At 60.6% G+C, this 13041-nt stretch carries 13 protein-coding genes; all 13 read left to right on the top strand.

What is annotated here, in order from left to right:
* Positions 1-5: 5 nt before the first annotated feature.
* The 13 genes from IEV40_RS09910 to IEV40_RS09850 all read left to right on the top strand — a co-directional run bounded on the left by IEV40_RS09910 (position 6) and on the right by IEV40_RS09850 (position 12889).
* Entirely contained in the window at positions 6-1457 is a 1452-nt protein-coding gene (locus IEV40_RS09910; protein WP_229724063.1) for an ABC transporter substrate-binding protein, read from the top strand.
* 2 nt (positions 1458-1459) lie between these two features.
* A complete protein-coding gene (locus tag IEV40_RS09905) occupies positions 1460-2401 on the top strand; it encodes an ABC transporter permease (protein WP_188421226.1) in 942 nt (313 codons plus the stop codon).
* Positions 2398-3279, top strand: a complete 882-nt coding sequence (locus tag IEV40_RS09900) for an ABC transporter ATP-binding protein (protein WP_229724062.1) — start codon at positions 2398-2400, stop codon at positions 3277-3279. Before IEV40_RS09905 ends, IEV40_RS09900 begins: the two co-directional genes overlap by 4 nt.
* Positions 3269-3604, top strand: a complete 336-nt coding sequence (locus IEV40_RS09895) for a DUF971 domain-containing protein (RefSeq protein WP_188421225.1) — start codon at positions 3269-3271, stop codon at positions 3602-3604. Before IEV40_RS09900 ends, IEV40_RS09895 begins: the two co-directional genes overlap by 11 nt.
* 12 nt (positions 3605-3616) lie before the next feature.
* Positions 3617-4390 (top strand): ferredoxin--NADP reductase, encoded by a 774-nt coding sequence (locus IEV40_RS09890; RefSeq protein WP_188421223.1) that lies wholly within the window; start codon positions 3617-3619, stop codon positions 4388-4390.
* Between the two features lie 119 nt (positions 4391-4509).
* On the top strand, positions 4510-5268 hold the full coding sequence (locus IEV40_RS09885) for an electron transfer flavoprotein subunit beta/FixA family protein (protein ID WP_188421221.1): 759 nt from the start codon (positions 4510-4512) through the stop codon (positions 5266-5268).
* 40 nt (positions 5269-5308) lie between these two features.
* Positions 5309-6268: an electron transfer flavoprotein subunit alpha/FixB family protein gene (locus IEV40_RS09880; protein ID WP_188421219.1), complete on the top strand. Its 960-nt coding sequence runs from the start codon at positions 5309-5311 to the stop codon at positions 6266-6268.
* Between the two features lie 69 nt (positions 6269-6337).
* Positions 6338-7087, top strand: coding sequence for a sulfite exporter TauE/SafE family protein (locus IEV40_RS09875; protein ID WP_188421217.1), 750 nt, complete (start codon positions 6338-6340; stop codon positions 7085-7087).
* 149 nt (positions 7088-7236) lie between these two features.
* On the top strand, positions 7237-8562 hold the full coding sequence (locus IEV40_RS09870) for a GGDEF domain-containing protein (protein ID WP_188421215.1): 1326 nt from the start codon (positions 7237-7239) through the stop codon (positions 8560-8562).
* Positions 8563-8576: 14 nt separating this feature from the next.
* A complete protein-coding gene (locus IEV40_RS09865) occupies positions 8577-8921 on the top strand; it encodes a hypothetical protein (RefSeq protein ID WP_188421213.1) in 345 nt (114 codons plus the stop codon).
* Entirely contained in the window at positions 8905-10608 is a 1704-nt protein-coding gene (locus IEV40_RS09860; protein ID WP_229724061.1) for a putative bifunctional diguanylate cyclase/phosphodiesterase, read from the top strand. The genes IEV40_RS09865 and IEV40_RS09860 overlap by 17 nt, the downstream gene beginning before the upstream one ends.
* An 18-nt stretch (positions 10609-10626) precedes the next feature.
* On the top strand, positions 10627-12120 hold the full coding sequence (locus IEV40_RS09855) for an HDOD domain-containing protein (RefSeq protein WP_188421211.1): 1494 nt from the start codon (positions 10627-10629) through the stop codon (positions 12118-12120).
* 64 nt (positions 12121-12184) lie between these two features.
* Entirely contained in the window at positions 12185-12889 is a 705-nt protein-coding gene (locus tag IEV40_RS09850; RefSeq protein WP_188421208.1) for a transposase, read from the top strand.
* Positions 12890-13041: the final 152 nt, after the last annotated feature.

Genomic DNA, 13041 nt, shown 5'->3' with positions numbered 1-13041 from the left:
TCCCCATGACGATCTTGCATATGACGGCACGTAGCGGCAGCACCAAACTGGTCGCGCGTTTTCTGGTTTCATCCGCGGCGCTGCTGTTTGCCGCCGGTGCCCACGCGAAGGAAGTGGTCACCATCGGCATCGGTACGCAGAACACGACGACCAACACGGTGACGGGCGGTGTCGTCATCAAGGAACTCGGCCTGCTGGAAAAGTATCTGCCGAAGACCGGCAAGTACGCCAACATCGATTTCAAGCTGGAATGGCAGAACTCGACCTCCGGTCCGCCGATCACCAACGGCATGATGGCCAACAAGATCCAGATCGGCATGATGGGCGACTATCCGTTGCTGGTGAACGGTGCGATCGGGCAGAACAGCAGCGGCAATGCCACCGAGCTGATCGCCATCATTGCGTATAACCAGTTCGGCGCCGGCAATGGCGTGGTGGTGCACAAGGACAGTCCGTACTATCAGTTATCCGATCTGAAGGGCAAGACGGTGTCGGTGCCGTTCGGTTCTGCGGCGCACGGCATGCTGCTGCAGGCGATGCAGTCGCGCGGCTGGACTGGCGACTACTGGAATCTGGTGAGCCAGTCGCCGGAAGTCGGCACGACCAATCTGCAGGAAAAGAAGATCGATGCGCATGCCGACTTCGTGCCTTTCCCTGACCTGCTGCCGTATCGCGGCTTTGCGCGCAAGATTTTCGACGGCGTTGAAACCAAGCTGCCGACCTTTCATGGTGTGGTGGTGCGCAAGGATTTCGCCGAAAAATATCCGGAAGTGGTGGTGGCCTACATCAAGGCGCTGATGGCAGCGAACGACTGGCTGCGCAAGAATCCGAAGCAGGCAGCAACAGATATCGAGAAGTGGACCGGCATCGAGAAGGAAGTGGCCTATCTGTTCCTCGGCCCGGGCGGCATCCATACGCTCGATCCGAGCATCAAGCCGATCCTGGTCGATGCGATCAAGACCGATCATGCGGTGCTGGAAAAACTCAATCGCGTGAAGCCGCTGGACGTGAATGCCTGGGTCGACGAGAAATACGTGCGCGAAGCCTTCAAGGAAGACGGCCTCGACTACGATGCCCAGAAGAAATCGTTGAAAAACTATTACAACATCAGCGGACATGATCCGATCTGCAACAAGGAGATCAGCGATCCGGCGAACGCAGCGGAAATCTGGATCGATGGCGGCGATATCGTGCCGGTCAGCTCTCCCGTGTGTGCCTTCAAGGGCATTGCGCAATACCAGAAGGCAGGCAAGAAAATTGCTGTGTCGTATGTGTACGACCATGCACTGGGCATCAAGGTCTTCGGCGGCAAGGCGTTCTATGCCATGTCCGGCAGTACGCCGGCCAAGCTCGACGTTGTGCCCTTTCTGCTGAAGAAGGATGCGGAAGCGTATGCAAAGAAGAACGGCGGCAGCGTCGTTTCGTATGAGCAAGTGCTTGCAACGATGGAGAAATAATCATGGCTCTGACCGATCGAGCCGTGGAGTCGCCGCCAGTGGCGGCGCCAGCGGCCCACAAGAAAAGTGCTCCGGCATCCCGGCCGGCATTGCAGGCGATCCAGGGTGGCATGAGCGATGCCTTGTCGCCGCAGCAGGGATTGCAATGGAGAACGATGCTGGCATCGACCTGGATGCAATATCTGCTGGGTGCGGTCTCGATCGGCAGCGTGTTGCTGTTGTGGTATCTGGCCACGAAGTATCGCTGGGATTTCTATGTCCGCTTCAGCAATATCCCGACGCCGGGCGACGTCTGGCAGACGATGCTGGAGGTCAACCAGTCGACCAAGTTCCTGACCAATGTTTGGATGAGCCTGCGCCGCATCCTGGAAGGTTTCTTCATCGCGGCGGTCACGGGCGTGGCGCTCGGCATCCTGGTCGGCCGCTACCGGCTGTTCCGTTCGCTGACGATGCCGGCAATGGAAATCTTCCGTCCGATCCCGGCGATCGCCTGGGTGCCGATGGCGATCATGATCTGGCCCAGCAACGAGGGCAGCATCGTGTTCATCACCTTCATCGGCGCCTTCTTCCCGATCCTGCTCAACACGATCCACGGCGTGGAAGAGATCGACGACGTACTGTTCCGCGCCGCGGCCAGCCTGGGGGCGAAGGAGAAGGACATCATGCTGTACGTGATTCTGCCCGGCGCGCTGCAGCACATCTTCACCGGCCTCGCGGTCGGCATGGGCGTGGCGTGGGTGTCGCTGATCGCTGCCGAGATGATCTCGGGCCAGTTCGGCATCGGTTACTTCACCTGGGAATCCTATTCGCTGATCGAGTATCCGAAGATCGCGCTGGGCATGCTGACGATCGGCATTCTCGGTCTGTTGTGCAGCAAGGTGATCCAGTTGTGCGCCAAATGGTCGACGCCATGGATCGGTGCTGCTGCGGGAGGACGTAAATGAGTGCACAGATGAATGCGCAGATGAATGCATCTGCCGGACATGTGAACGCGCGCGACGTCAGTATCGCGTTCACGTCGCGCGGCACCACCGTGCAGGCGGTCAAGTCGGTGTCGATCAATGTGCAGCCGGGCGAGTTCGTGTCCATCATCGGGCCGTCCGGTTGCGGCAAGTCGACGCTGATGAATGCGGTGGCGGGCTTTACGCCGATCAACAGCGGCGTGCTGACGCTGGACGGCAAGACGATCGACGGTCCCGGTGCGGATCGCGGCGTGGTGTTCCAGCAGTATTCGCTGTTCCCGTGGATGACGGTACGCAAGAACGTCGAGTTCGGCCTGAAGATGCAGGGCATGTCGGCGGCGCAGCGCGAATCGCAGGCGCGCACGCTGCTGGGACTGGCCGGTCTGCTGGCGTTCGAGAATCACTATCCGTCGCAATTGTCGGGCGGCATGCGGCAGCGCGTTGGCATCGTGCGTGCGCTGGCGACCAGCCCGCAGGTGCTGCTGATGGACGAGCCGTTCGGTGCGCTCGATGCGCAGACGCGCACCGTGATGCAGGAAATCCTGACCAACATGTGGCAGCGGCTGCGGCTGTCAGTACTGTTCATCACGCACGATATCGAAGAGGGCATCTTCCTCTCCGACCGCATCTACGTGATGACAGCGCGGCCGGGCCGCGTGAAGGCCGAGATCGTGGTGCCGCTGCCGCGCCCGCGCAAGCCGGAGATGATGGAGTCGCCGGAATTCACCGGCCTGCTGCGCACGATACGCCGGCTGATCCGCGAGGAAAGCCTGGCGGCGATGGGCGGCGAGCTGGACGAAGGTGGCTGTGCTGGCCTCAGCACCGAAATCGGACCGGAGGGTGTGCGCCATGTCCTGTGACACCTTGCCGAGCGAGATGATGCTGCATGCAGCCAACCGGGCATTGCAATTGCAATGGGACGGACGCAGGGCGAGCGTGCCTTATGCAAGATTGCGCGCGGCCTGCCGTTGCAGCGTCTGCGAAAGCCTGCGGCGCAAGACACATGCCGATCCGGCGGTGGAGCAGGATGTCGCGCTGGTGGATATCGCGCCGGTCGGCTCGGTCGGCGTGCAACTGTTTTTTTCCGACGATCACGATCGCGGCATTTATCCGTGGGCTTATCTGCACGAACTGGCTTTCGGCAGTGATGGCGACGGTGCGGTGCATGCGGTTCGCTTTTCCTGAAAGGATGCAACGATGAGCAATTTCTATTCTGCGGAAGTTTTGTCGGTCCATCACTGGACGGACCGGCTGTTTTCCTTCACGACGACACGCGAATCCAGCTTTCGCTACCAGAGCGGACAGTTCGCGATGATCGGCCTCGATGTCGAAGGCAAGCCGCTGATGCGTGCCTACAGCATGGTCAGCCCGCACTACGACGATCAGCTCGAATTCCTCAGCATCAAGGTGCCGGACGGTCCGTTGACCTCGCGCCTGCAGAACATCCAGGTCGGCGACAGCATTCTCGTCGGCCGCAAGGCCTCGGGCACGCTGCTGTCGCAGAATCTGCTGTCCGGCAAGCGGCTGTACCTGCTCGGTACCGGCACCGGTCTTGCGCCGTTCATGAGCATCATCCAGGATCCGGATGTCTACGAGAAGTTCGAAAAGATCATCCTGGTGCACGGCTGCCGCCATGTGCACGAACTGGCCTACCAGCAGCGCATCGTCGATGAATTGCCGCAGCATGAATTGCTGGGCGAGATGGTGGCGGACAAGCTGATCTATTACCCGACTGTCACGCGTGAACCGTTCCGCAACCAGGGGCGCATTCCCGTGCTGCTGGAAAGCGAAGCCTTCTTCGAACAGCTTGGCGTGCCGGCCTTCGATGCGGCCGATGACCGCTTCATGCTGTGCGGCAGTCCGGCGATGCTGAAGGATACGGTCGATGTGCTGGAAGCGCACGGCCTGGCCGAGGGCAACATGAGCCATCCCGGCCACTACGTGATCGAACGCGCCTTCGTCGACAAGTAGGCCGCCCTTTCCCTTTGCTGCAATGAACGAACCGCATCGACGATGCGGCAGGGCGGCGTCTTGCCTGCTGTTGCGCAAGGTGTCGCAATGGAACCGAATCCGAACTGGAAGGAGCGACGATGAAAGTACTGGTCCCGGTGAAGCGGGTGGTGGATGCCAATGTCAAGGTCCGCGTGCGGCAGGATGGCAGCGGTGTCGAGCTGGCCAACGTGAAGATGGCGATCAATCCGTTCGACGAGATCGCCGTCGAGGAGGCGGTGCGACTGAAGGAAGCGGGCAGGGCAAGCGAAGTGATTGCGGTTTCCTGCGGTACGGCGGCCTCGCAGGACACCTTGCGCACTGCGTTGGCGATCGGCGCGGACCGCGCGATCCTGGTCGAAACCGATGTCGAATTGCAGCCGCTGGCGGTGGCGCGCCTGCTGGCGGCGATCGTCGCGCGCGAACAGCCGCAACTGGCGATCCTCGGCAAGCAGGCGATCGACGACGATTGCAACCAGACCGGCCAGATGCTGGCAGCGCTGCTGGACTGGCCGCAGGCGACGGCGGTGTCGCAAGTGTCGATGGCGGCACCGGATGGCGGCGCAATCGAGGTCGTGCGCGAGATCGACGGCGGCATCGAGCGGCTGGAACTGAGGCTGCCGGCGGTATTGACGGCGGATCTGCGCCTGAACGAGCCGCGCTTTGTCAGCCTGCCGAACCTGATGAAATCGAAAAAGAAGCCGCTGGAAACGCTACCGGCAGCCGAGCTCGGCGCCGACATCGCACCGCGCTGGACGACGCTGAAGGTGGCCGAGCCACCGCAGCGCCAGCCCGGCGTGCGTGTCGACGATGTGGCGACGCTGATGGCGCGGCTGCGCGACGAAGCCGGCGTGTTGTAACGCATGCCCCGAACGGAACGACGAAAGGAAAGGAATCCTCATGACGACATTGGTTCTCGCCGAACACGACAATGCAGCGCTGCATCCGGCCACGCTGCATGCCATTACCGCAGCGGCGCAATGCGGTGGCGCTGTGCATGTGCTGGTGGCGGGCGCCGGCTGCCAGGCCGTGGCGCAGGCGGCCGCCGGCGTTGCCGGCGTGGAGAAAGTGTTGCTGGCCGATGCGCCGCATCTCGCAGATGGCCTGCCTGAAAATCTTGCGGCACAAGCGTTTGCGCTGGCTGCGCACTATACGCATGTGGTGGCGGCGGCCACCGCGCAGGGCAAGAGCGTGCTGCCGCGTGTGGCGGCGTTGCTGGGTGTCGGCCAACTGTCGGACGTTACCTGTGTGCAGGCTCACGATATCTTCGAGCGACCGATTCATGCCGGTAATGCAATCGCGACCGTGCAGTCACAGGACAGCCCGTGTGTGCTGACCGTGCGTACGACCGGTTTTGTACAGGCGGCCCATGGTGGCAATGCCGTCATCGAGGCAGTCGCGGTCGCGGCGGACGCTGGCAAGACACGTCTGTTGTCGCGCGAACTGGCGGTTTCGGCCCGGCCGGAACTGACGGCAGCGCGCGTGGTGGTCGCCGGCGGGCGCGGTCTTGGATCGCAGGAAAATTTCCGGATTCTCGATCCGCTGGCCGATCGTCTTGGCGCTGCCGTCGGCGCGTCGCGTGCCGCTGTCGACGCCGGCTTCGTGCCGAACGATCTGCAGGTGGGGCAGACCGGCAAGGTGGTCGCGCCCGAACTCTACATCGCCATCGGCATTTCCGGCGCCATCCAGCATCTGGCCGGCATGACGGATTCCCGCGTGATCGTCGCGATCAACCAGGACCCGGATGCGCCCATCTTTGGCGTGGCCGATTACGGACTGGTCGGTGACCTGTTCCAGATCGTGCCGGAACTGGTGCAGGCGCTGGTAGCAGCGGGAGGCGATCTGGAGAAGGCGGCCTGATTTTTGTTTACTGCAACTGGTTATAACAAGTTATAATATGAAATTCCACGTGCCATAACCCGGAGCGCCATGACGACCTATGTCAGCTTGATCCTGATTTCCATCGGAATCGGCGCATTGGTCGGCGCTGCCGGGATCGGCGGGTTTTTCATGGCGCCGGCACTGGTGCTGTTGACCGGCCTGACACTGCATCAGGGAATGGCGACGGCGCTGTTCACCTTCATCTTTACCGGACTGGTCGGCGCCTTCTATTTTCACCGGCAGGGAACCATAGACTGGAATACGGCGGTGCCGGTGTGTCTCGGCGCGGCCATGACGGGATTTGGTGGCGCATGGACCGGTTCGCTGCTGAGCGCCGCGATGCTGTCGCTGGTGCTCGGTATCGTCATTCTGGCTGCGGGCATTTATGCATTGGCGGCGAGAGGCGGTCAGTATGTGTTGCGGCTGCCGTATGGCGCACGCGGCCGCTGGCTGGCGCTGTTCGGTATCGGTGCATTGACCGGCTTCTTGTCCGGTCTGACCGGCATCGGCGGGCCGGCGCTATCGGTTCCGTTGATGGCACTGTTCGGTTTTTCGATCCTGATGTCGATCGGTATCGGGCAGGTGCTGCAGATCGTCGGCGCCTTGTCCGGCTCGATCGCGAATCTGCATCTTGGCCATATCGATTACAGCCTGGCTTTCTTCATCACGGCTTTCGAGATCCTGGGCGTCTTGCTGGGCGCCTATGTTACCCATCGTGTCGACGAAATTGCGGTACGGCGATTCGTCGGTGTGCTCTGTCTGCTGGCCGGCAGCGTCTTCATAGGACGCGCATTGTAGGCATCGTGCCTGCTTTGCAGGTTTGTGACTTTCTTCATGATGCGGGCTACGCAATAAATGGCGCTTCTCGATGGCGTCTCTATATAATACGAACGCCTGTCGCATTGCGGCCCGGGATAAAACGCGCATTGGTTTACGTGGTCCGTTTCATGACATTCAACAAGACCGATTTTTCCGGCTTTGCCGATCTGATACTCGATGCCGTCTGCGTGGTGGATGAGGCCGGCTATTTTGTCTACCTGAGCGCAGCGTGCGAGCGCATTTTCGGCTACCGTTCGGACGAGCTGATCGGCACGCCGATGATTGCGCTGGTTTTTCCAGAGGATCGCGAGCGTACGCTGAATGCCGCCGCAGAAATCATGTCCGGCCATCCCAATCTGCATTTCGAGAATCGCTATGTCCGCAAGGGCGGCGGCATTGTCCACATCATGTGGACGGCGCGCTGGTCGGAAAAGGACCGGCTGCGCATTGCTGTGGCGCGCGACATCACCGAATACAAACGCACCGAATCCGTGCAGACAGCGCTCCACATGATTTCCGAGGCGGCACATGCAGCAGGCGATCTGCCGGAACTGATCGCCCGGTTGCGCGACATCGTCGGCATGCTCTTGCCGTTTGTATCGTTTGCCGTCGCCGTATGTGACGAAAAGAACGGCCGACCGGCATTTCCCTGCCAAAGGGATAGTGCGTGTTTCGATCTGCAGGTGCTTGCTGCCGGGGCCTTCTGTGCGGAAAGACATGGCCGGCCATCGTCGGCAGCGGAACTCGCTGTCGACGGCAACATCCTGATGATGCCGCTGCATTCGGAGCGCGGCCCGGTTGGCGCCATGCTGCTGGCGACGGATGGGGCGGGAAACTATGTGGAAAGGGACGGCGAGCTGCTGTCCCCGCTTGCAGGCCGCATTGCCGAGGCGATCGAATGCAAGCGTCAGCAGGAACGCCTGCAGCACACGGCGCAATACGACGAATTGACCGATCTGCCGAACCGCCGGTTGTTGCACGATCGTCTGGAAACGGCACTGATTCGCGCGCGGCGCAATCGCGACTGCATGGCGTTGCTGTATCTGGATCTGGATCGCTTCAAGGAAATCAACGACAGCTATGGTCATGCGGCCGGAGATGTGCTGTTGCGGGAAGCTGCGGATCGCCTGAAACATTGTGTGCGCGATGCCGATACGGTGGCGCGTATCGGTGGCGACGAATTCATCGTATTGCTGGAAGGATTGCACGCACGCGAAGAGGCTGCGCGGGTGGCGGACAAGATCCGTGCGGCGCTGCAGCGCCCGGTCAGCGTGAATGACGATGTGCTGACGATATCGCCCAGCATCGGTATTGCCTTCTATCCCGAACATGGCGAAGAGGCGCAGGCGCTGTTGCATCATGCCGATGCGGCGATGTATGCCGTCAAGCATGCCGCCAGAAGCCTTGGCGGGCAATCCGCGGATTGCCCGCCGATGGCGTCCGATGGGCGTTGAGTGCCGCGCTGACAATGGCAGTCGATCCGAAAACAGGCGGCATGTGCGTTTTACATTGTTGCGGCTTCAATTTTGCATTTCGATGCACGACGCCGCCAGATGACTATCTGGACACAATGGCCGATGCATATGGCATGTCGGCGGTGCAGTTTCGTTTTTTTCATGCAAACTTTCCTATTCTTTTCCTTCGCGCTGCATTAAGATTTGAAGCGTTCTGTTTGCAGGTTTTTACATTTCAGGATTGTGAAATTGCCACTCCTGCGAGAATTTTTCAGGTTTGTCATAAAGCGATCTTTCTCCGCGGCGGCAAGGCCATTCCCCCCAACCTCCAATTCTTCAAGCATGTCACCACAGCGTAACGACTTGTCCGATGTCCGGCTTTCCAGTCTGATGGAAGTGGCTGGCGAGGTGGTGTTGCGACTCGATGCGCGAGGGGATATCCGGTATGCCAGCCAGCGCGCCGTCGGCGCCATCGGGCTGGATGGCGCTACGCCGTTGACGGGGCTGAACCTGTTCGATCTGGTGCGTCCGTCGGATCGTCATGCAATCGAGGCGGCGCTGCGGCAGGCGGTGGAATCGCGTGAGGTCACACGTGTCAACGTGCGTCTGATGACGCAGGCCGGCGCAGTCTGGTTCGAACTGGAAATGATCGCGTGCGAGACGGACGAAACACGGACACTCGAGATTCTGGTCGTCGGCCGCGACGTCTCGGGTTTGCATGCAACGGAAGAGCGCTTGCGCCATATCGCCACGCATGACGAATTGACCGGCCTGCCGAATCGTTCGCTGCTGGCCGACCGCTTGCGCATGACGGTTGCGCAGTCGCGCCGCAGCAGTGCGGGCTTCACGGTGATCGCACTCGATCTGGATGGTTTCAAGAAGGTCAACGATGCGCTCGGCCATCCGGTCGGCGATGTGTTGCTGCGTGTGGCGGCGGATCGCCTGCGCATGACCTTGCGCGACGGCGATACGCTGGCACGCGTCGGCGGTGATGAATTCGTCGCGGTGCTGCCGGGCGTGATCGACGAACACGAGATTCACAACATTGCGCGCCGCATGATTTCCGGCATGCAGCTGCCGTTCGAGATCAACGGCAATACGCTGTATGTCAGCACGTCGATCGGTGCGGCGATCTATCCGATCCACGGCGATAGCGACGTCAAGCTGCTGGCGCACGCCGATACCGCGATGTACCGCGCCAAGGAACTCGGCAAGGCGCGTTGCATCGTCTACAACCAGATGGCGTTCGATCAGGTCGAGCATGACGTGTCGATGGAAGCGGCGATGTTCGAGGCGGTGCGCAACGGCGAATTCCTGCTGCACTATCAGCCTATCGTCGATGCACACAGCGGCCAGATCATGGGTTTCGAGGCGCTGATGCGCTGGATGCGGCCGGACATCGGCCTGGTGTCGCCGGCGCAGTTCATCCCGATGGCCGAGGAAAACGGCCTCATTCATCTGCTCGGCGCCTGGGCCTTGAAGGCCGCCTGCGTGCAGCTGAAGCGTTTCGAGGAAGCGGCCGGCCGCCCGTTGTATGTATCGGTCAACGTCAGCCCGCGACAGTTCCGCAACGACCAGTTCATCACGACGGTCGACGATGCGATCCGCCTGTCCGGTCTCGATGGCCATCAATTGCTGCTGGAAATCACCGAAGGCATCCTGATGGCGGATCCCGAGCATGCCGAGCAGCTTTTGACTAGAATTGCCAGCCGCGGCGTGCGCATCGCGATCGACGATTTCGGGACCGGCTATTCGTCGCTGGTCTATCTGAAGAGATTCCCGATCGCTGCACTGAAGATCGATCGCACCTTCATCCGCGATCTGCCGGATTCCGTCAAGGATGCGGCGATCTGCAATGTGGTGCTGAGCCTTGCCAGCCATCTGAGTCTGCTGACGGTGGCGGAAGGTGTGGAAAACGAACATCAGCTGCGCTTCCTGTCCGCGCAGGGATGTTCGCTGATACAAGGGTTTCATACGGGTAGTCCAATGTTGCCGGATGCTGTAATCGAAATACTGAAGGCAGACGCGGAAGCGCTGCAAAACTAGGCAACAAGAATTTGATTCATGAACACACATGACAGCATTGCGCTGAGCCCGGAAAAAACGCTCGATCTGCTGTTGACCCGCGTGCGGCAACGCGGCGATCTTCCCGGATTCTCGAAAGTCGTCAGTGCGATCGTCGGCGCCATGCACGGCGAAGACGACCGCGAATTCAGCATGACGCGCACCGTCCTGTCCGATCCGACGCTGACGCAGCGTGTGCTGCGGCTGGCCAACAGCGCGATGTATTCGGCATTCGGCCAGGGCATCAGCACCGTCTCCAAGGCCGTCATCGTGCTCGGCACGGAAACGATCGGCCATCTGGCGCTGGGATTGAAACTGATCGACGGCCTGTCGGCCGCCTCGCTGGGCACATCGGAAACGCGCAACGAGATGGAAAAGGCGGTACTGGCAGGGAAGATCGCGCGCCAGGTGGCGCTGATTTCCGCGCGCCGCGATGCCGAGGAAGTGGTTGTCAGTTCCATCCTGCATTCGCTCGGCCGGCTGATGGTTTCCTTCTACCTGCCGGAACATTGGGCGCAAATCCAGCAGGAGGCCGAGGAAAAGCGGCTTTCCAATAACGACGCGGCGCAAGGCGTGCTTGGTTTAAAGCTGGACGAAATCGGTCGTCTGGTCGGCAAGCGCTGGGGATTGCCGAACGGGCTGGTTGCCAGCCTGACGGACATGCCGCCGCGCATCGATATCGCCGAACCGCTTGAACATACCGAATGGCTGGCAGCGGTATCGACGATGTCGACACACTGCGCCACCGTGTTGTGCGAAGACGATGTGGCGACCGCGGATCTGGCGGACATCGCCGACGGCTATGCCGGCATGCTGGGGCTGGAGGCGGATGCGGTGCTGGTTGCCGTCGATGCCGCGCAGAAGAATGTCGAGCAAGAGACGGCGGACGAGAATGGCGCCGACGAGCCGGAAAAGCAGTTACTGCTGCCGCTGGGGAAGCCGGCCGATTCCATCGATATCCTGCAGCGCGGCGTCGCCGACATGTGCGGCGAAGTGATGACGTCCAGCACCGGGCAGATGATGACGGTGGCGCTGGAAACCGTTTATCAGGGTCTGGGACTGAGTCGCGCGATCGCCTTTTTGCGCCATCACGAAGAAGGCCGCTATGTGGCGCGCATGTGTCTTGGCGAATGCACGGAGGAATTGCTGCCGCGCCTGAAATTCAGCGATGCCTACCAGCCCGATGTCTTCCATGCCTCGCTTGCCAACGACAAGATGATCTATGTCGAGGACGCGCGTGCGCGCGGTTTTGCCAGCAAGTTGCCGCGCTGGTGGCAGAACGAACTGGGCACGTCGCACAGTTTCGTGATTCTGCCGCTGATGCTGAATTTCCACCCGGTCGGTTTCATCTACGGCGATTGGCATCCGTCGCTGCCAGTCTCGAAGATCGCGCCGGGCGAGGTCGTATTGCTGGACGAATTGCGGGCGCTGGTCGTCAAGGCGATCGAACAGCGTTGCCACAAGGAACCGGCCTGGGCCGCGACAATGCGCTGAGCCTGTCGATAATTGGGGACGGAGTCGTATATGATGGTGCGACTCCCGTTTCCATCTTCATCGCATGGCCAGGCTTCCCCGACTCGTCGTTCCCAATCAGCCGCATCACGTGATCCAGCGCGGCAATGACCGCCAGCTGATCTTCCGTGAGACTGCCGACTATCTGTTCTTCCTCGACCGTCTGCGCGAAGGCGGCCGCCAGTTCAAGGTGGCGATCCACGCCTATGTCCTGATGCCCAATCACCTGCACCTGTTGGTGACGCCGTCCGACGAGCAGGGTCTGTCGCGCATGATGCAATGGATAGGCCGGCTGTACGTGCCTTACTTCAACCACAAATACCATCGCACCGGCACCTTGTGGCAGGGGCGCTACCGGGCGACCGTGATCGATGCCGAACGTTATCTGATGCTGTGTTCGCGTTATATCGAGCTGAATCCGGTGCGTGCCGGACTGGCACCATCGGCTGGCGATTATCCCTGGTCGAGCTACCAGCATCATGTTGGCATCAAGAGCGATCCGGTCATTACCGACCACTCCTTGTATTGGTCTTTGGGCAACACACCGTTCGAGCGGGAAGCAACCTATCGTGGTCAGATCGAACAGGGGCTGGATGAGCGGGAAGTACGCCAGTTGAGCGAGGCCACGCTGAAGGGCTGGCCATTGGGATCGGACCAGTTCAAGCAGGCGCTGGAGCGGCAGACGCAACGGCGCGTACGTCCATCCCGGCGCGGCCGGCCGATCCGCAGCATGCCCGGTGAAGCCCTGTAATGGTGCGGAATTTCCCGGATTTCGAACATAATGACATCACTCTGTCCCCTAATAAAACTTGAGTAAAATAGAGGGACGGCCGGGATTCTTGCAAAATTTGCCAAAATCCCACCTAACTTTTTGATTTAAATAATTTTTGTCTTGTAGTTCAT

This window comes from Oxalicibacterium solurbis (assembly GCF_014635845.1).
In the GTDB taxonomy this organism is placed as follows: Bacteria; Pseudomonadota; Gammaproteobacteria; order Burkholderiales; family Burkholderiaceae_D; genus Oxalicibacterium; species Oxalicibacterium solurbis.
This window is presented reverse-complemented; position numbering and strand designations above follow the sequence as displayed.